The organism is Kineococcus auxinigenes, from assembly GCF_050871525.1.
GTDB lineage: Bacteria > Actinomycetota > Actinomycetes > Actinomycetales > Kineococcaceae > Kineococcus.
This window is the reverse complement of the sequence record NZ_JBKBCT010000074.1, coordinates 1-19,018: the sequence shown is the minus strand read 5'-3', so window position 1 is coordinate 19,018 and position 19,018 is coordinate 1. Positions and strand designations below refer to the sequence as shown.

16 protein-coding genes are annotated in these 19,018 nt (G+C 75.7%); 10 read left to right on the top strand and 6 right to left on the bottom strand.

The window, feature by feature from the left end:
• Positions 1-65 precede the first annotated feature (65 nt).
• Genes ACRYR9_RS16530 through mobA form a run of 3 tightly spaced genes read right to left on the bottom strand, consistent with a single transcriptional unit; the run spans position 66 to position 3,467 of the window.
• Positions 66-1,817 (bottom strand): glycoside hydrolase family 15 protein, encoded by a 1,752-nt coding sequence (locus ACRYR9_RS16530; RefSeq protein ID WP_432497763.1) that lies wholly within the window; start codon positions 1,815-1,817, stop codon positions 66-68.
• Positions 1,814-2,806, bottom strand: a complete 993-nt coding sequence (locus tag ACRYR9_RS16525; protein ID WP_432497766.1) for an NAD(P)H-quinone oxidoreductase — start codon at positions 2,804-2,806, stop codon at positions 1,814-1,816. Before ACRYR9_RS16525 ends, ACRYR9_RS16530 begins: the two co-directional genes overlap by 4 nt.
• Positions 2,807-2,816: 10 nt before the next feature.
• A complete protein-coding gene (mobA, locus tag ACRYR9_RS16520; RefSeq protein WP_432497768.1) occupies positions 2,817-3,467 on the bottom strand; it encodes a molybdenum cofactor guanylyltransferase in 651 nt (216 codons plus the stop codon).
• Positions 3,468-3,576: 109 nt separating this feature from the next.
• On the opposite strand from mobA, the gene ACRYR9_RS16515 reads away from it, so the two are divergent.
• The 5 genes from ACRYR9_RS16515 (at position 3,577) to ACRYR9_RS16495 (ending at position 9,427) form a co-directional block, all read left to right on the top strand.
• Positions 3,577-4,650, top strand: coding sequence for a substrate-binding domain-containing protein (locus ACRYR9_RS16515; RefSeq protein WP_432497798.1), 1,074 nt, complete (start codon positions 3,577-3,579; stop codon positions 4,648-4,650).
• Positions 4,651-4,814: 164 nt separating this feature from the next.
• Positions 4,815-7,820 carry a sensor histidine kinase gene (locus ACRYR9_RS16510; protein WP_432497771.1) on the top strand — a complete coding sequence of 1,002 codons (3,006 nt, stop codon included), beginning with the start codon at positions 4,815-4,817 and terminating at the stop codon, positions 7,818-7,820.
• Between the two features lie 150 nt (positions 7,821-7,970).
• Positions 7,971-8,417 (top strand): roadblock/LC7 domain-containing protein, encoded by a 447-nt coding sequence (locus ACRYR9_RS16505; protein ID WP_432497773.1) that lies wholly within the window; start codon positions 7,971-7,973, stop codon positions 8,415-8,417.
• A 7-nt stretch (positions 8,418-8,424) separates the two neighbouring features.
• A complete protein-coding gene (locus ACRYR9_RS16500) occupies positions 8,425-8,817 on the top strand; it encodes a DUF742 domain-containing protein (RefSeq protein WP_432497775.1) in 393 nt (130 codons plus the stop codon).
• Positions 8,798-9,427 carry a GTP-binding protein gene (locus ACRYR9_RS16495; protein WP_432497777.1) on the top strand — a complete coding sequence of 210 codons (630 nt, stop codon included), beginning with the start codon at positions 8,798-8,800 and terminating at the stop codon, positions 9,425-9,427. The genes ACRYR9_RS16500 and ACRYR9_RS16495 overlap by 20 nt, the downstream gene beginning before the upstream one ends.
• An 84-nt stretch (positions 9,428-9,511) precedes the next feature.
• Here the strand turns inward: ACRYR9_RS16495 and ACRYR9_RS16490 are convergent, their stop codons facing one another.
• Positions 9,512-11,245: an RNA-binding domain-containing protein gene (locus tag ACRYR9_RS16490; protein WP_432497779.1), complete on the bottom strand. Its 1,734-nt coding sequence runs from the start codon at positions 11,243-11,245 to the stop codon at positions 9,512-9,514.
• A gap of 248 nt (positions 11,246-11,493) precedes the next feature.
• Here ACRYR9_RS16490 and ACRYR9_RS16485 point away from each other — a divergent pair, with 248 nt between their 5' ends.
• Complete coding sequence (locus ACRYR9_RS16485) at positions 11,494-13,938, top strand: chemotaxis protein CheA (protein WP_432497781.1); 2,445 nt, start codon at positions 11,494-11,496, stop codon at positions 13,936-13,938.
• A 1-nt stretch (position 13,939) separates the two neighbouring features.
• A complete protein-coding gene (locus ACRYR9_RS16480) occupies positions 13,940-14,374 on the top strand; it encodes a chemotaxis protein CheW (RefSeq protein ID WP_432497784.1) in 435 nt (144 codons plus the stop codon).
• 65 nt (positions 14,375-14,439) lie between these two features.
• Here ACRYR9_RS16480 and ACRYR9_RS16475 read toward each other — a convergent pair whose 3' ends face one another.
• Together ACRYR9_RS16475 and ACRYR9_RS16470 are read right to left on the bottom strand one after the other, a co-directional pair.
• Entirely contained in the window at positions 14,440-15,273 is an 834-nt protein-coding gene (locus ACRYR9_RS16475; RefSeq protein ID WP_432497787.1) for a hypothetical protein, read from the bottom strand.
• Positions 15,274-15,282: 9 nt separating this feature from the next.
• Positions 15,283-16,191: a hypothetical protein gene (locus ACRYR9_RS16470; protein WP_432497790.1), complete on the bottom strand. Its 909-nt coding sequence runs from the start codon at positions 16,189-16,191 to the stop codon at positions 15,283-15,285.
• A 218-nt stretch (positions 16,192-16,409) separates the two neighbouring features.
• Between ACRYR9_RS16470 and ACRYR9_RS16465 the strand changes: the two genes are divergently transcribed.
• The 3 genes from ACRYR9_RS16465 to ACRYR9_RS16455 all read left to right on the top strand — a co-directional run bounded on the left by ACRYR9_RS16465 (position 16,410) and on the right by ACRYR9_RS16455 (position 18,887).
• Positions 16,410-17,339 carry a hypothetical protein gene (locus ACRYR9_RS16465; protein WP_432497792.1) on the top strand — a complete coding sequence of 310 codons (930 nt, stop codon included), beginning with the start codon at positions 16,410-16,412 and terminating at the stop codon, positions 17,337-17,339.
• Between the two features lie 140 nt (positions 17,340-17,479).
• Complete coding sequence (locus tag ACRYR9_RS16460; protein WP_432497794.1) at positions 17,480-18,091, top strand: hypothetical protein; 612 nt, start codon at positions 17,480-17,482, stop codon at positions 18,089-18,091.
• Between the two features lie 19 nt (positions 18,092-18,110).
• A complete protein-coding gene (locus ACRYR9_RS16455) occupies positions 18,111-18,887 on the top strand; it encodes a YcnI family copper-binding membrane protein (RefSeq protein WP_432497796.1) in 777 nt (258 codons plus the stop codon).
• Positions 18,888-19,018: the final 131 nt, after the last annotated feature.

Genomic DNA, 19,018 nt, shown 5'->3' with positions numbered 1-19,018 from the left:
GGTTGAATGCTCAATCGTGCAAGATCTCCGCGGGGTGGGGGTGGGGGTGGGGGTGGGGGTGGGGGTCAGGTGCCCAGGCGGACGGAGCTGTGCAGCAGGGCCGCGTGCACGAACGCCTGCGGGAGGTTCCCGCGCAGCTGGCGCTGCTGCACGTCCCACTCCTCCGCCAGCAGCGCCGCCGGTCCGCACGCGGCCCGGTTGCGCTCGAAGAACCGGAACGCCTCCACCCGCTGCCCGTCGGCGTGCAGCGCCTCGGCCACCAGGAAACCGCACAGCAGGAACGCGCCCTCCGTCGAGCCCAGCGGCATCGAGTCCGGGGAGTAGCGGTACACGTGGTGGTCGACGACCAGGTCGCGCCGCACCGCCTCCAGCGTCGCCCGGTGCCTCGGGTCGTCCAGCGGCGTGGCTCCCAGCAGCGCCGGTCGCAGCAGCGCCGCGTCGACGCCCGGCTGCCCCGGGCTGCGCTGCCAGCGCCCCTCCTCCGGGTGCAGGCAGCGGCGCGACGTCTCGGCGAGGATCGCGTCCGCCAGCGTCGCGGTGCGCACCGCGTCCTGCGGGGGCGCGACCGCCGCGACGGCCCGCAGCCCCGCCACGCACTCCAGGCGCGAGTGCGTCCACCAGTCCGCCTCCAGCTCCCAGATGCCCGCCTCGGGTTCCTGCCAGCGCTGCTCGACCGCCGTCACGGCCACGTCGACCGCCCGCCACCCGTCGGCGTCCAGCCGGTCCTGCCCGATCGCCGCGGCCAGCAGCTGCAGCACCGTGCCGAACACGTCGAGCTGGAACTGGTCGCGCACGTGGTTGCCGACGACGTCCCAGCCGCCCGGGTACCCCGGCAGCCCCGTGCTGCGCTCGGCCGGGACCGCTTCGCCGTGCACCGTGTACGCCGGCACCAGGCCGGGCCCGTCCGCCAGCACCCGCCGCACCACGAACCCCACGAGCGTGTCGAACAGCGGGTACGGGCCGCCGCAGGCCGCCATCGCCAGCCCCGCGTAGCACTGGTCGCGCACCCACGCGTAGCGGTAGTCGTAGCTGCGGCCGTGGTCGGCGTGCTCGGGCAGCGACGTCGTGGCCGCCGCCACCATGCCGCCGTCGTCGGAGGTCAGGCCGCGGATCACCGCGTAGGAGTGCCGCGCCTCCGCCGGCGCCACCGAGTGCGCGATCTCCGGGACCGCCGAGCGCCACGTGTGCAGCGTCGAGGCCCACGCGTGCTCCGGGTCCACCGGGTCCGGCAGCCGCGCGTCGGACACCTCCAGCACCAGGTCGTGCCGCCCGCCCGCCGGCACCCGCAACCGCCCGGTGAGGACCCCGTCGTCCACCTCGGCGCCCGGCAGCCCCGACAGCCGCACCCGCAGCCCGTCCGTGCGCGCGTGCCAGCGGCCCGCGTCGTCGCGGCGCACCTCGCGCAGCGCCCGGGCGCCGAAGCGGGCCCGCAGGTCCAGCACCACGTCCACCTCGGCGTCGCCGTCCACCGCGACGACCTGGCGCAGCAGCACCGCCCGGTGCGGGTCGCTCGGCATCGCCATGGCGTCGCGGCACTCCACCGTGCCGTCGCCCCGGCTGGTCCACCGGTGGTGGAAGACGAGCGTGCCCTCCTCGTACCAGCCGCCCCAGACGAACGGGTGCGCCGGCGTCACCGCGAACACCCCGCGCCCGCCCAGCAGCGAGGAGACCACCGCGTCGTCGTGCCAGCCCGGCGCGCACATCCACACCACGTCCCCGCGCGGGCCGACGACCGCCCCGCGCGCGCCGTCCGCCACCAGGGCGTACTCGCGCAGCACCTGCGGCGGGAAGCGCGCCTCGATCTCCTCCGGCGTCACGCCGGACCCCGCGCCCCCGTGGTCAGCAGCAGCTTGCCGACGTGCGAGGAACCCTCCATCACCTCGTGGGCGCGGGCCGCGTCCTCCAGGGCGAAGCGCTCGTGCACCACGGGCCGCACCGCGCCGTCGGCCACCAGCGGCCAGACGTGGTCGCGCACGTCCGCCACGATCGCCGCCTTCTGCGCCGCCGGGCGCGAGCGCAGCGTCGTCGCGTGCACCGAGGCGCGCTTGGCGAGCAACCGCCCCAGGTCCAGCTCGGCGCGGGTGCCGCCCTGGGTGCCGATGACCACCAGCCGCCCGCCCGTGGCCAGGACGTCCACGTTGCGCGCCAGGTACGGGCCCCCCACCACGTCCAGGACGACGTCCGCACCGGCCGGCTCGAAGCGGCGCACGGCCTCGACGAAGTCGTCCTCGCGGTAGTTCACGCCCAGCTGCGCGCCCAGCTGCGCGCAGCGCTCCAGCTTGGCCGCCGATCCGGCCGTCACCGCCACCCGCGCGCCCACCGCCCGCGCCAGCTGCACCGCCATGGTGCCGATGCCGCTGGAACCGCCGTGCACCAGCAGCAGCTCGCCCGGGCGCAGCCCCGCCAGGGTGAACACGTTGCTCCACACCGTGGCGGCCACCTCGGGCAGCGCGGCGGCGTCCACCAGGTCCACGCCCGCCGGCACCGGCAGCAGCTGCCCGGCCGGCACCGCGACCCGCTCGGCGTACCCGCCGCCACCCAGCAGCGCGCACACCTCCTCGCCCACCCGCCAGCCGCCGACGCCCTCGCCGAGCTCGGCCACCCGGCCGGAGACCTCCAGGCCGGGGTTCTCGGGGGCCCCGGGCGGGGACGGGTACCGGCCCAGCCGCTGCACCACGTCGGCGCGGTTCACGCCCGCCGCGGCCACCTCGACGACGACCTCGCCCGGGCCGGGCCGCGGGTCCGGCACCTCCCGCACCACGAGGACCTCGGGGCCACCCGGCTCGGACACCGTCACTGCGCGCACGCCCGGGACACTACGTGCCGGGCCGCTCCGGCGCCCCCGCGAGCAGCGCCCGGGCCCGCTCCAGGTCCGCGGGCACGTCGACGTCCAGGCACTCGCGGTCGCTGACGGGGACCTCGACCACGCCGCCGTGCGCACCGGGCGCCAGCAGCGCCCGCAGCGGCCGCCCCGCCAGGCCGCCGGCGGCGGCCAGGTCCCGCACCGCCCGCAGGGCCCGCTCGCGCCGCAGCGCCGACAGCAGCGGCTGCCGGCGCCCGGCCGGGTCCACCCCCACGGCCGCCAGGGCCCCGGGCTCGCCGGCCAGCGCCGCCAGCAGCCGCGGCACCGCGCTCGCCGCGAACGGCTGGTCGCCGCCCAGGACGACGACCGCCGGCGCCGCGGCGCGCTCCAGGCCCGCGGCGAGCGCCGGCAGCGGCCCCCCGCCGGGCGGGTCCTCCCGCAGCTGCACCACCCCTTCGGGTGCCGGCGCTGCTGCGAGCGGGTGACCCACGAGCAGGATCCGCCAGTGCGGCTGAAGGTCGGCGACCAGACGCCCGATGAGGGTGGTGTCGCACAGCTGAACGGTGAGCTTGTCCACACCGGGGCGCTGCGCGGCGAAGCGGCGCCCCGCGCCGCCCGCCAGCAGGACCACGTCGGCCGGTCCGTCCGGGGAGAGCTCGGTCACCCGGCCATCGTCCCCGGCCCCCGCCGGGCCCGCCCACCAGCCCCGCACCACCCGCACGCGCCGCCGGACCACCCGGACCCCGACGCCGACCACGAAGGAGCCACCCGTGCTGAAGAAGAGCTTCGCGCTCGTGCTCGTCGGCGCCACCCTGGTGCTGACCGCCTGCAGCGGCGGCGCCGACGCCGCCGAGGGGGAGGGCGAGGGCAAGCGCAGCGTGGGCATCGCCATGCCCACCACCTCCTCGACCCGCTGGCTCTCCGACGGCGCGAGCATGGTCGACCTGTTCGAGGCGGCCGGTTACACCACCGACCTGCAGTACGGCGAGGACGACGTCGACAGCCAGGTCAGCCAGATCCAGGGGATGATCGAGGACGGCGTCAGCCTGCTCGTCGTCGCCGCCATCGACGGCCAGCAGCTCACCGGCGTGCTGGAGCAGGCCGAGGGCGCGGGGATCCCCGTCATCGCCTACGACCGACTGGTCGTCGGCAGCGAGGCGGTCGACTACTACGCCTCCTTCGACAACCTCCAGGTCGGCCGGCTGCAGGCGCAGCACCTCGTCGACGCGCTGCAGCCCGACCCCGCCTCGCCCAAGACGATCGAGCTGTTCGCCGGTTCCCCCGACGACAACAACTCCTACGCCTTCCTCGACGGCGCGATGGAGGTGCTGCAGCCCCACCTGGACTCCGGCGCCCTCGTGGTGCGCAGCGGCCAGACCTCCATGGACCAGATCGCCACCGAGCGCTGGGACCCGGCGACCGCCGCGTCCCGCCTGGAGAGCGTCCTGGCCGCGAACTACTCCGCCACCCGCCTCGACGGCGTCCTGTCGCCCTACGACGGGATGAGCCGGGCGATCATCGCCGCCCTGCAGGCCCACGGGTACGGGTCCGCCCAGCCGCTGCCCGTGGTCACCGGCCAGGACGCCGAGCTGGACTCGGTGAAGTCGATCATCGCCGGCGAGCAGTCCCAGACCGTGTTCAAGGACACCCGCGAGCTGGCCCGGGCCACCGTGCAGATGTCCGAGGCGGTCCTGGCCGGCGAGGAGCCGGTCACGACCACCGTCAGCGACAACGGCGTGAAGGAGGTCCCCGCGGACCTGCTCGAGCCCGTCGGCGTCGACGCGTCGAACCTCCAGCAGGTGCTCGTCGACAGCGGCTACTACACCGCCGAGCAGCTCGCCGGCTGACCCGTCCGGCGCCCCCGGCCGCCCGGCGGGGGCGCCGGTACGCCCCTCCGGGCGAACCGCCGCGCTCAGCGCTCAACCCGGCGCGCGGCAGTCCCGATGACACGCAGGTCTGCTCCACCACCGGGTGGGCACTCCTCAGGCCCACTCACGTACGGAAGGTCGACATGCTCCGCAACCTGAGCATCAGAGCCAGGCTCCTGGTACTCCTCTCGGTCCCGCTCACGGTGCTCCTGGTCGCTGCCGTGGCGCTCGACGTCCGCTTCATCTCCGCCGCCGTCGAGACGCGGCGCATCGCGAAGTTCGCCGGCACCGCCGACGAGGGCAGCCAGCTGCTCGTGGCCCTGCAGAACGAGCGCCTGGCCAGCGTCGGCTCCCTCATCGAGGGGTCGGGCACCACCGCCGAGGAGATCGCCGCGGCCCGCGCGGCGACCGACGCCGCCACCGCGGCCCTGGGCGCGGAGCTGGTCGAGGTCGGCCTGGAGACCGGCGACGGGTCCGCGACCGCGAAGGCGGTGGCCGAGGCCACCAGCGCCACCACGCAGATCTCCCGCGTGCGCGCCGTCATCGACGGCGGCAACACCACCGCGGCGCAGACCCTCACCGCCTTCGACGGTTTCATCTCCGTCTACTCCGACCTGGCGCTGGCCGTCGCGGAAGACGCCAGCGACCGTGAGCTCGCCCTCGAGCAGGCCGGCTTCGCCTACCTGGTCAAGCAGAGCGAGGCCGCCTCCCGCGAGCAGGCCGCCGGCCTGCTGGTGCTCAGCGGCGTCTCCTCCGCCAGCGTGGCGCAGGTGCGCTCCACCTCCATCGCGCAGCAGGACTTCTTCGCCGACCAGGCCCAGGCGCAGCTGAGCGCCGAGCTGGCCGGTGAGGTCGACACCGTCCTGAACGCCAGCCAGGCCGCCCAGGCGCGCGCCTTCGTCAGCAAGGACCGCAACGCCTTCACCGCCGCCGGTTCCGGTGTCCCGTCCTTCACGCAGGACGAGTGGATGAGCGCGACCACCACGGTCATCAACGCCCTCAACGAGGCCGCCTCGATCGCCGGTGAGCACGTCTCCGACCACGGTGACGAGGACGCCGCCACCGCCGTGCGGGAAGGCGTCCTGCTGAGCCTGCTGACGCTGCTCGTCGCCGGCGGCGCGATCTTCTTCGCCGTCGCCGCCGCCCGCAACATCGGCACCCGGCTGCGCGCCCTGTCCGCCGCCGCCACCGAGGTGCGCGACGAGCTGCCCCGCATGGTCGAGCGCATGCAGACCCCGGGCGAGGGCCCGGGCGTGGAGTTCACCCCGCTGACCGTCACCAGCACCGACGAGATCGGCCAGGTCGCGCACGTCATCAACGACCTGAACGAGACGACGTTCCGCATCGCCGGTGAGCAGGCCGCCCTGCGCGCCTCCATCGCCGAGATGTTCATCAACGTCGCCCGCCGCGACCAGGCCCTGCTGGCCCGCCAGCTGTCCTTCCTGGACCAGCTGGAGCGCACCGAGGAGAACCCCGACACCCTCGAGGACCTGTTCACCCTCGACCACCTGGCGACCCGGATGCGGCGCAACGCCGAGTCCCTGCTCGTCCTGGCCGGCATCAACACCGGCCGCCGCCTGCGCCGCCCGCTGCCGCTGTCGGACGTGATCCGCACCGCGGCCGGCGAGATCGAGCACTACGACCGCGTCGACCTGGCCCTGCAGGTGGACCCGCCCGTCGTCGGCCACCTCGCGCTGTCCATGGCGCACCTGCTCGCCGAGCTGCTGGAGAACGCCACCAACTTCTCCGACCCCGGTTCCCGCGTCGTCGTGGGCACCAAGGAGGGCCCGCGCGGCATCGAGGTGACCATCACCGACACCGGCCTCGGCATGGACGAGGAGGAGGTGCGCGCCGCCCGCGAGCGCATCGACGGCGGCCGCGCCAGCGAGTTCGTCGGCGCCCAGCGCCTCGGGTTCTACGTGGTCGGCCGCCTGGCCGCCCGCCTCGACCTGGACGTCGCGTTCGACTCCACCGAGGGCGAGGGCACCTCGGTGACCCTGCTGCTCGGCCCGGCCGTGTTCACCCCGGGCAGCGTCTCGGCCCAGGTGCCGGAGCTGGAGGCCCAGGACGGCCCGCCGGCACTGCCGGCGGCCGAGCCGGCCCCCGCGGCGGACGCGGTGGCGCTGCCCGCCGAGCCCGCCGCCCCGGCGGGCGCCTCGACGATCGTCGCCAACCCGCTCGCCGCGGACGGCGTCGGCAGCGCCCTGTCGGTCACGCTGGAGCGCTCCGCCGCCAGCGCGGCCACCGAGTCCGGGGTCTCCGCCCCGGCCCCCCAGGTGACCGGCACCGGCCGCAGCCTGCCCACGCGCCGCAAGCCCACCCGCGGCGCCGGCGCCGACGAGGCCCGCGCCTCGGCGGCTCCTGCCGCCCCGGCCGCGCCCGCCGTCCCGGTCGCGCCCGTCGCCCCGGCCGCCGAGCCGGGCTGGCAGCCGGTCTCCGCGCCCAGCGCGCCGGCCGACGCGCTGCCGGCGATGCCCAAGCGCGAGCGCAAGGCCGAGGCTCCCGCCTCGCTGGCCGCGGCGCAGGACATCCTGCCCCGCGCCGGCCGCAAGCCCCGCGCCGTGCGCGAGTCCGCCACCCCGCCCAAGACGGCGGCCGAGGCCTTCTGGACCTCCCGCCGCCGCGCGTCGGGGACCGCGGCCGAGGAGCAGGCCCCCGAGGCCCCGGCCGCCGTGCCGGAACCCGCCGCCGCGCAGGTTCCCGACGCGGTGCGGGCACCTCTCGCGCCGGAGCCCGCCGCGGCCCCGGCCGAGCCCGCCCGTGCGGTGCCGGTCGTCCCGGCCCAGGCGACGGCCCCCGAGGCCGCTGCCGCGCCGGTCGCCGTCACCCCGGCCGCCCGCACCGTGGGCGACACGCTGCGCCAGCGGAACGCGCTGGCCGCGGAAGCCCTCTCCGCCCTCACCGAGGGTCAGGGCTTCAACCCCTCGATGGCCAACGGCTCCGCGCCCCTGGTCCGCCGCCAGGCCGGGGCCACGCCGGCCGCGGCCAAGCCCGCGCCGGTCCGCCCCGCGGCCGCCCGCCAGCGCCGCGCCCCCGCCGACGTCCGCTCGATGCTGTCCGGCTTCCAGGCCGGCGTGTCCCGCGGCCGCGCCGAGGGCGACGCCCCGACGGCCCCCGCCCACCCGGGCGGTGCCGATGGCGACGCCTGATGCTTCCCGCGGCCCCTCCCGGGGGCCGCGGGGACGGGTCGGGCCACCGCCCGCCCGCCCGCACGACCACCACCGAAACCACCACCGAAACCACCACGATCCCGACCGTGCGCCGGATGTCCGGAGCAGCTCCGAGAAGAGGAACCCACTGTGACCGCGCTTAGCTCCGAGGCCGCCGACTTCAGCTGGCTCCTCGACAACTTCGTCCGAAGCACCCCCGGTGTGCAGCACACCGTCGTCGTCTCGGCGGACGGCCTGCTCATGGCGATGTCCGACCTGCTGCACCGCGAGGCCGGCGACCAGCTCGCCGCCATCGTCTCCGGCGTCTCCAGCCTGGCCCGGGGCGCCGCCCGCCAGCTGGAGTCCGGCGAGGTGCGCCAGGCCATCATCGAGATGGACGACTCGTTCTTCTTCCTCGTCAACGTCTCCGACGGCTCCGTGCTGGCCGTGGCCGCCGAGGCCGGTTGCGACGTCGGCCTCATCGGTTACGAGATGGCGATGCTGGTGCAGCGCTTCGAGTCCGTCCTGACCCCGCAGCTGGTCTCGGAGATGCGGGCCGCGCTGCCCGTCTCCGCGCCCGCCGGCGCCCGGAGGTGACGCCGACATGACAGCAGCAGGGAGCGCGGACCTCTGGTCCGACGACGACGAGGACGCCGAGGAGTTCACCGTCCGCCCGTACACCGTGACCGGTGGACGCACCCGCCCCACGAACGCCGACCTGCCGGTCGAGGCGCTCGTGGAGGCGCTGGGGGAGCCGGAGGTCGGCATGACCCCGGAACGGCGGAAGATCCTGGAACTCACCAGGACCTCGTACCTGTCGGTCGCCGAACTGTCCGCCCACGTCCACCTGCCCGTCGGTGTCGTCCGCGTCGTGGTGAGCGATCTCGCCGCCTCGGGGAAGATCCGCGTCCACGGCCTCACGCTGGCCACGTCCCCCCAACCCGCGACCACCATCAGCGTCCTGGAGAGTGTTCTCAATGGCATTTCCTCGCTCTGACGTGAGCACCCCCGCGCCAGGCGTCGCTGCCGGGGGAACCGCCACGGAGCCCACCGCACCGCCCACCGTCGTCAAGATCGTCGTGGCCGGCGGGTTCGCCGTCGGCAAGACGACCTTCATCGGGTCGATCTCCGACATCGAGCCGCTGCGCACCGAGGCCGCGATGACCGAGCACTCGGTCGGCGTGGACGACGCGGGCCTGAACTCCGACCGCAAGACCTCCACCACCGTCGCCATGGACTTCGGCCGCATCGCCCTGCCGGGCAACCTGTGGCTGTACCTGTTCGGCACCCCCGGCCAGGACCGCTTCCTGTTCATGTGGGACGACCTGGTCAAGGGCGCCATCGGCGCGGTCGTGCTGGTCGACACCGACCGCCTCGACCAGTGCTTCCCGGCCGTGGACTACTTCGAGTCCCGCGGCATCCCGTTCGTCGTCGCGGTGAACTGCTTCGACGGCGTGGCGCAGCACGACCTGGACTCCGTCCGCGAGGCCCTCGCGGTGCCGGAGCACGTGCCGTTCGTCTACACCGACGCGCGCAGCAAGGCCGCGACCAAGCACAGCCTCATCACGCTCGTGCAGACGGCCCTGTCCCGGCTCAACGCCGGCTGAGCCCGACGCGCACCGCAGGACGCCGGTCCCCCTCGTGGGGGCCGGCGTCCTGCGTTGCGCGGAACCGTGCTGCGCCCAGCCGGGTCAACGCCGTCTGGTCTTCTCGGGGAACTTCGCGCCTCTTCCGTACTTGACGGCTCGCCCACGGCTCTGCGAGGAGGTTCGTGTGAGGATCTCCCGGCCCACGAGGTCCTGGAGGATGTTGCGCGCTTGGTAGACGTCCACGTCGAAGATCCGCTGGATCGTGGCGTTGTTGATCGATTCGTACTCCCGGACGTGGTCCACGACCTTGCCGTCCGTGTCGTCGGGATTGCGCCGGTGGTACTTCACGGCAGCACCCAGCACTGAGAGCGCGTGTCCGCGGAGACGGTAGTTGGGGTGCCGGCGTGCGCGGGTCCCGGCGGTCGCCTCGAGGAGTTCTGCCGGCCCGTTGACGAGTCGCCGCAGCACGTCTTCGGTGGCCGTGAGATCGCGCTGGACGACGGGGGCGACGTCCCTGGCGGTCACCGACCTCTTCTCGCACAGGAGCAGCAGGATCAACAGGGCGTCGGTGTCGTTCTGTTCCGCGTCCGGCAGCTCCGAAACGAACCGGGCGATGCGCGCGTTCGGTGGGCCACCGCGCAGGGTCACGGTGGTTTCCGGATCACCGCCACCACCGTTGACCGCCACGTCGGGTGTCTGTCGACCTGAGCGGACCATCTCGCGGTACATGCGGTCGACGCCTTGACCCAGTTCCTCGGCCAGGCCGAGCTGTCGGAAGGAACCGGCTAGCGAGGGGAACCTCGCCTTGGAGCCGGCGGTGAGGATGTTGGCAGGGGTGATGCCTGTGACCAGTGGCCCCGGGGAGCGCACCTGCAGGGCTGAGGGGGAGTGTTCGACGTGGACCGGGCGACGTTCGCGATGGTCCCCGTGGAGCAACGCGTTGGCCACCGCCTCGCGCACTGCGACCAAGGGGAAGTCCGCGATCTGGATGACCTGCCCCCGCCCGGTGTTCACCGGGGTGATCTCGGAACGAGCTGTGATGGCCTCGAGAGCTTCGGCGAAGGCCGTGACGAGGGGCGTCCCCCACCGTCGAGAGGCGGTCGCCTCGCCGCCGGGTGTGGGCCGGTACTGGTAGACGAGGACGTCGCTCGCCGTGACTCCCGCGTTCCGGCAGAGCAGGATCTCGCCGGCTCTGGTCAGCTCATCCCCGTCCACCGTCAGGCGCAGTGCGGTGACGAGGTCCTGGTCGGGTGCGGACGCCAGGCGTGCTCGCGTTTCGTCGCCGGTCTGGCGCAGGAGCTGTCGGACGCGGTGCAGGGCATCGGGGTCTGCGTCCTGCACCGGGCGACCGCTGCCCCCTGCGGACCAGTCAGTACCTCGGCGCTCGTCGTCGAGGCGGCTGACGCCGGTGGGGCTCAGCGGGAAGCACTGGTCGTTCCAGCGGCGGAGCACCAGGCCCTTGCGGGTCGCGTAGACGTCCAGGCCGGCAGGGACCGTGACCGCCAGGAGTCGGCTCCCGTGTGCGGTCAGTTCCTGGACGTCGACGACCATCGCTGGTTCGGTCAGCTCGTGAACCTTCGAACGGAGCAGGTCGCGGCCGATCGTCGCGCCTGCGAAGGCGTCGGGGCCGGTCGCCCGGTCGCGCACGCCCAGGACGATCGTCCCTCCTGATGCGTTGGCGAAGCACACCGCTGCCTCGGCCAGGTCTTGAGCGGTCTCCTTGTCATTGCCCTTCTCCGTCTTGAAGTCGAGGGTCTCGTCTTCCAGGCTGGCACCTGAGCGGCGACCGGCGTGGATGGCGTCGAGCGCGTCGAGGACGCGTGGATCGACCGGCACTTCGACCTCCTTTTGACTGTGATGACACTCTGTCGGTGCAGCCAAAGTCGTGTCAATACCGGTGCGCTGGTGGAGCGCGGTGCCCTCAGCTCTGCCGGCACCGCAGAGCGGGGACCGGCCTCGCTCTGCGGTGCCGCGGCCGCCGGACGGGTGACGTTTCAGCTCGGGGCCCGACCTGCCGATGAGCACTGTGAGCAGGATGCCGCGGCCCGACCGGGCCGCACCGACGCGAGAAGCGGGAGTGCCACGTGGACGACATGGACGAGATCGTCCAGGAGTTCCTCGTCGAGAGCTACGAGAACCTGGACCAGCTGGACTCCGACCTCGTCGCGCTGGAGCAGCAGCCCGGCTCCCGCGAGCTGCTGGCGAGCGTCTTCCGCACCATCCACACGATCAAGGGCACCAGCGGCTTCCTGGCGTTCTCCCGCCTGGAGTCGGTCGCCCACGTCGGGGAGAACCTGCTGGCCCGCCTGCGCGACGGCCAGCTCGTCATGACCCCGGTCACCACCGACGTCCTGCTGCGCATGGTCGACACGATCCGCGCGCTGCTGTCCTCCATCGAGGAGAACGGCGCCGAGGCGTCCGTCGAGGTCGACCAGGTCGTCACCGCGATCCGCGCCGTCCTGGACGGCGAGGAGCCGGTGCTGCCGCCCGCCGACGGCGCGGGCGTGGAGGTCTCCTCCGAGCCCGCGGCCCCCGTCGCGGCCCCCGTCGCCGAGGTCCCCGTCGTCGAGGAGCCGGCCGAGCCCGAGGTCCCCGTCGCGGAAGTCCCCGTCGTCGAGGTCCCCGTCGTCGCGGCCCCCGCCGTCGAGGAGCCGGCCCCCGCCGTCGAGGAGCCGGCCCCGGTCGTCGAGGAGCCGGTCGCGGAGGAGCCGGCCCCCGTCGCCGAGGTCGCCGCACCGGTGGCCGAGGTCCCCGCCGCGGTTCCCGCCCCCGCCGCTCCCACCGGTGGTGCCGCCCCTGCCGGTGCCGCCCCGGAGAAGACGTCCGCCGCCGAGGCGACCATCCGCGTGGACGTCGAACTGCTGGAGTCCCTGGTGCGCCAGGCCGGTGAGCTGGTCCTTGCCCGCAACCAGATCCTCCAGCGCGCCGGCGCCCTGCGCGACGAGGACCTGACCCGCGCCTGCCACCGCCTGAACCTCGTCGCGAGCGAGATGCAGGAATCGGTCATGCGCACCCGCATGCAGGCCATCGAGCACCTGTGGTCGAAGCTGCCGCGCGTCGTGCGCGACCTCGGCAACATGCTGGGCCGCAAGATCAAGCTCGAGATGGAGGGCGGCGACACCGAGCTCGACCGCACCCTGCTGGAGGCGGTCAAGGACCCGCTGACCCACATCGTCCGCAACGCGGTCGACCACGGCATCGAGTCCCCCGAGGTCCGCAGGGCCGCCGGCAAGAACGAGGTCGGCACCCTGAAGCTGCGCGCGGCGCACGAGGGGGGCCAGGTCGTCGTCGAGATCCGCGACGACGGCAAGGGCATCGACCCGGCCGTCATCGGCGCCAAGGCCGTCGAGAAGGGTCTGGTCACCGCGGCCAAGCTCGAGACGCTGACCCCCAACGACGTGCTGCAGTTCCTCTTCCTGCCCGGGTTCTCCACCGCGGCGAAGGTCACCAACGTCTCCGGCCGCGGCGTCGGGATGGACGTCGTCAAGACGAACATCGAGCGCATCGGCGGCTCGGTCGACGTCGAGTCCACCCCCGGACAGGGCACCGTCTGGCGCCTGCGCATCCCGCTGACCCTGGCGATCGTGCCGGCCCTGACGGTCGAGTGCGCCGGCCAGCGCTACGCCATGCCCCAGGTCAACCTGCTCGAGCTCGTCAGCCTGGACGCCGAGCGCATGGCCAAGGCCATCGAGGACGTCGGCGGCGCGAAGGTGTACCGCCTGCGCGGCGCGCTGCTGCCGCTGATCCGCCTGGAGGAGGCGCTGGAGCTGCAGCGCCCCGCCGGCGTGGAGGTCTCCACCAAGCTCGTCATCGCCGTCCTGGAGTGCGACGGCCGCCGCTTCGGCCTCGTCGTCGACCGCGTCCTGGACACCGAGGAGATCGTCGTCAAGCCGCTCTCCGGTGCGCTGAAGGGCATCGGCACCTACGCCGGCGCCACCATCGCCGGCGACGGCCGCGTCTCGCTGATCCTCGACGTGCAGTCGCTGGCCCGGCGCACCATGCGCGCCGACGGCCTGGAGCACGTCGCCGCCGAGGCCGCCACGACGGCCGCCGCCACCGGCGAGGGCCAGCGCCTGCTGGTCGTCGGCCTGGGCGACGACCGCCGGGTCGCGATCCCGCTGGACGTCGTCACGCGCCTGGAGGAGTTCAAGACCGACTCCATCGAGCGCGTCGGGCGCCGCGAGGTCGTCCGCTACCGCGGCGAGATCCTGCCGCTGGTGCGCCTGTCCAACCACCTGGGCAGCATGCGCGGCTTCGACGAGCCGGAGCTCACCTCGCTGCCCGGCGTCGTGTACTCGGCCCGCGGCCGCTCCGTCGCGATCGTCGTCGACGAGATCGTCGACATCGTGTCCGGCCAGGACGCGCGCAGCGACATCGACGACGCCGGCCTGGTCGGCTCGGCGGTCATCCGCGACCGCGTCACCGAGCTGCTGGACGTCCGCGCGGCGATCCTGGCCGCCGACCCGAACTTCTTCTCCGAGCAGGCTCAGAACGAGCTCGCTGCCGCTTCCTCTCGCCTGGGGGTCTGACGTGTCGACGCAGTACGCCACCTTCACCCTCGCCGGACACCTGTTCGGCGTGGAGGTCCGGCGCGTGCAGGAGGTGCTCACCGAGCAGCCCCGCACGCCCGCCCCGCTGGCGCCCCGCGCGGTCGCCGGCCTGATCAACCTGCGCGGTCAGGTCGTCACCGCGCTGGACCTGCGCCGCCGCCTGAGCATGCCCGACCGCGCCGAGGGTCAGCCCGCGATGAACGTCGTGGTCCGCGCCGCCGAAGAGGTCTGGAGCCTGCTGGTCGACTCGATCGGCGGGGTCATCGAGGCCGCCGACGCGACCTTCGAGCCGCCGCCGGACACGCTGTCCGGCCCGATCCGCGAGTTGATCCGCGGCGCCTACAAGCTCGACGACGCGCTGCTGCTCGTCCTCGACGTCGACAAGGCGCTGGAGATCGAGGGCGCTGCCGCCTGACGCCCGCCCCCGCAGGCCCCCCACCGCACCGGTGGGGGGCCTGCGGCGTTCCCGGGCCCGAGTCGTCAGCGGGGGCGGCGGTACAGCGCCAGCTCGTCCTCGCGCGGCCGGGGCGGACCTCCGGCGCGGTGGTCCGCGGGGGTGGTCCGGAGGTGCTCCTGCACGACGGCGGCCGGTGCGGTGGCCGGTCCGGGAGCCTGCGCGGTCTCGTCCTCGGCTCCGTCCCCGGTCCCGTCCCCGGTCTCGTCCCCGGTCTCGTCGTCGGCTTCGTCGTCGGTCTCGTCCACCGGTTCGCCGGGGGCCCGCAGCAGCGTGAGCGCCGCCGCCACCGCCAGCGCGGTCGACAGGACGAGCACCCCGACGGCGGTGCCGTGCGACAGGAACGGCGAGCCCACCAGCCACGTCCCCTGCGGCAGCAGCCCGGCGACCTGGGCGACGAACCCGGCCAGCGCCGCGAGGGCCGCCAGCGCGGTGCACCCGGCGACCGCGGCCGCGGCCCAGCGCGCCCCCGCGCGCGGCACCAGCGCCGCGGGGCGGCCCGCGAGCACCAGCGCCGCCAGCACCACCGTGCCCAGCGCGCCCGCCAGCAGCGGCACGTGCGGCGGCTGCAGCTGCCACAGCAGCGACCAGCGTTCCGCGAGCAGCTGCGCGGAGGTGGCGGCCGCCTGGCCCTGCGGGCCGTTCAGCATGCCCGTGGCGGGGTCCACCAGCCCGAACGTGGTGTCCAGGGAGCCGTCCAGCACGCGCCGGGCCGTCTCGAGCGAGAGCGCGGGGGGGACGGCGACGGCCGCGGTCAGCAGCCGGCCGCCCCACGCCCCCGGGCGCCGGGCCCGGCGCGCCGGTGCGCCGGGCGCGGTGGCGACGGGATCCGCCGGGGCCGGGGCGTCGCGGTGTGCCACACCACGACGCTAGTGCGCCCCGCCGTCGCGAGGGGGTGCTCCACGCGGTCGCTGCGGGCGCCGGTAGAGGACGAGGTCCTCCGAGCTCGGCCGGGGTGGGCCCTCCGCCGTCCCGGCGGCGCGCTCCTGCCGCCGGGACGGGACCGCCGGTGCCACCTCCTGCCGGGGCTCGGGCGCGGGACGGGGCTCGGGGGAGGGCGCGCGCAGCGGTCCCGTCCCGGCGCCGGGGGAGCGCGCGGGGGGCGCCGGCGGCTGACCGGTGCGCAGCAGCACCGCCCCGCACAGCCCCGCCAGGACCGCCGACAGCAGCGCCGTGCCCAGCGGGACGCCGGCCTCCAGCCACCCCCACGTGCCCAGCACGAAGGACGGCAGGCCCCCGTCGTCCTGCCCGGAGCGCGACACCGTCACCAGCGAACCGGCCGCCAGCCCCAGCGCGCCCAGCACGACCAGCCCCGCCACCGCCACCCCGGCCCAGCGCTGCCGGCGCCCGGGGGCCAGCCACCCCGGCCGCCCCGCCAGCGCCGCGCCCGTCACGGCCAGCAGCCCCACCACCGACGCCAGCAGCGCGGTGCCCGCGGGGACCGTGTCGAGCATCGCCGGCCAGCGGTCCGCCAGGTCCAGGGCCGACGAGCCGTCCGCGACCTCGCCGGTGCCGAACAGGTCGCCGGAGCGCCAGCCGAAGTTCTCGCGGTCGCGGGCCCCGGCGAGGAAGCGCCGGCAGCTCTCCGCGGTCAGCAGCACCGGCGCCGCCGCCGCCACGAGGAGCAGCCACCCCGCCCACCCCTCGGCCCGCTCCCCGCCGGGCCCGTCCACGTGGTCCTCGTCGTCCACGCGGTCCTCGTGGTCCTCGTGGTCCTGGGGACCGCCCGCGGGGCGGTGGTCCCGCTCGCGCCCGTCCCGCGCGCCCCGGCCTGCCATGGTCCGACGTTACGACCGCCCCGCCCGGCCGTCCCCCCGACGCAGCAGCGCGGCTGCGCCGCGTGCGCCGTCCCGGGGGTGGCACGCACCCGTCCGTGTGACGGCGCGTGGTGAGCGCCGACACGCGGTGTCAGGGTGTCGGGACACCACCCGGTCCAGGGTGGGGGACGCGCCACCCGGCCGGGCGGCGTCGCCGCGGCAGCCTGGAGGCGACCACCATGCAGTACTCGCTCGTGAGCTCACCGGTCCTCGGGTTCGACCTGGTGCGCCTGCCGGCGGGCGACTCGGCCGCCGAGGTCCTGCTGCGCGCCCTGGACTGCGGCCCGCGCGAGGTGGACGTGCTGGCCGCCCACCACGACGCCGACGCCCGCGCGCGAGCGTGGCGCTCGGTGCGCGAGGCCTCCCGGGCGGTGCCGCAGATCGGTGACGTGCTGAACCAGGTGGCCGAGGGCCTGGCCGGCGGGGTGTTCGCCGAGGACGTCGTGGGTCCGCGCGTGGAGGCGGGGGTGCTGCGCGTGCTGCAGGCCTCCACGATCGCCGACGCCGACGCCCTGGTGCGCCTGGTGCACCACGACGTCTTCGACTGGACGTGGAGCGCGCCCCTGGACGGCGGGCCCCGGCTGCGCACCGAGACCGCCGGGCGCGCCGCGGACGTCCTCGCCGACGCCGCCGTGTCCGCCTACCTCGGCGACCGGCTGCCCGACGGGGTGCGGCGGGTGCTGGCCGCTCCGTACCTGCACGCCGCCCGCGACCTGGCCCCGCTGCCGTCCGTGCCGGAGGAGCTGGGGGAGGCGCAGGCGGGTGTGCGGGACGTCCTGGAGCGGCTCTCGCGCCTGGACGGCACCGACCGGGCGTGCCTGCGCGCGGTGGCGGACACCCACCGCGCCGGGGGCGGGGAGTGGGCGAGCGCGGTGCACGACGCCTCGTGGGCGGTGCACCTGTCCGGGCGGGTCCGCACGGCGGCCGTCGCGCAACTGCTGGCGGTGCGCGCGTTCCGGGCCGGGGGCCTGGACGCCGCGGACGGCGCGGGCGGGCTGTGGAACGTCGTGAGCGGCGTGGTGCACGCCGAGGTGGTCGCCGACATGCTGGCCTCGCAGACGCGCGAGGTGCTGCTGCGCCCCTGGCACGCCGCCTTCGGCGACGCCTGACCCGCCTGACACCCCCGCCCCCTCCCTCCTCGCGGTGATCCCGCACGGTTGAGAGCTCAACCGTGCAAGATCACCGCGGGGGGACCGGGCCGGGCTGGGGAGCGGGCGGGGCGCTCAGGGGCGGTGGGTACGGTGGCGCCGTGCAGTCGCCGGCCAGGGGTGCGGTGCGCCTGGCCCGGGCGGGGTTCGTGGCGCTGACCGTCGTCGCGCTCGCCTCCCTCGCGCACGTCGCCGGCGGTGCGGAGCTGCCGCCCTCGCTGGTCCTGCTGGCCCTGGGCGCCCTGACCGGGTGCGCGGCCTTCACCCTCACCGGTCGGCGCCTGTCCGCGCCCGCCCTGCTGACCGTGTTGAGCGCAGGCCAGGTCGCGCTGCACGCCGCGCTGCGGGCCCTGGCCGCCGACACGATCGACGTGCCGTCGCACGGGCACCACCAGGAGTGGGTGCCCCTGGCGGCAGGTGCCCTCGGGCACGCCCCCGGCGCCGGTTCGCCGGTGCCGATGCTGCTCGCCCACGCCGTCGCCACGCTCGGCGCGGCGCTCGTGCTGGCCCGCGGCGAGCGCGCCGTGTGGTCCCTGTGGGCGTGGCTGCAGCCGCTGCGGGCCGTGGTGCTCGCCGTGCTGCGGGTGCCGGTGCTGCTGCCGGTGGCGCCGGTGCCGGTCCTCGTGGCGGTGCGTCCCCGCTCCGTGGTCGCGCGCCGGGTGGCGCGCCGTGGTCCCCCGGCGGGGCTCACCCCCGCCGCGACCACCCGCTGAACACCACCCGGAGGACCCCGTGCGCTCCACCCTGCGCTCCACCCTGCCCACCCGCCCGTCCCTGCCCGTGCGGGCGCTGGTCCCCGCGGCCGGTGCCGCGGCCCTGCTGCTCGCCTCGGCGCTGCCCGCCGGCGCGCACGTGCGCGCCGTGCCCGACGTCACCGCCGCCGGCTCCTACGGCGTCGTGACCTTCCGCGTGCCGAACGAGTCCGACACGGCCGCCACCACCTCGCTGCAGGTCGAGCTGCCCACGGGCGCGCCCTTCACCCACGTCGCCGTCGAACCCGTCCCCGGCTGGACGGCGGCCGTGCAGGAGGGACCGCTGCCCGAGCCCGTCGAGGTCTCCGGCGCCACGATCACCCGGGCGCCGCTGAGCGTCACCTGGACCGCCGAGCCGGGGGCCGCCGGGATCGCCGTGGGCCAGTTCCAGGAGTTCGACCTGCAGGTCGGCCCGCTGCCGGAGCAGGGCACCCGCGTGGTGCTGCCTGCGGTGCAGACGTACGCCGACGGCGAGGTGTCCGACTGGTCGCAGGTCGCCGACGAGGGCGCGGCCGAGCCCGACAGCCCCGCGCCGGAGTTCACCACCACGGCCGCCACCGACGCCGGGCACGGCGCTCACGGCCCGGCCGTGGCGGGTGCGGACGCCACCGCCGTCGCCGCGGCGTCCCCGACCGGCACCACCGGCACGTCCGGGGCGGACGGGACGGCCCGCGCGCTGGGCGCCGCCGGCCTGGTCCTGGGCGCGGCCGCGCTCGTGCTGGCCCTGCTGCGCCGCCGCGGTCCCGCCGCCCGCTGACCCCCCGCGGCCCGCTCGCCCCCTCCTCCCGCGGGGGGGGGGGGGGGGGGGGGGGGGGGGGGGGGGGGGGGGGGGGGGGGGGGGGGGGGGGGGGGGGGGGGGGGGGGGGGGGGGGGGGGGGGGGGGGGGGG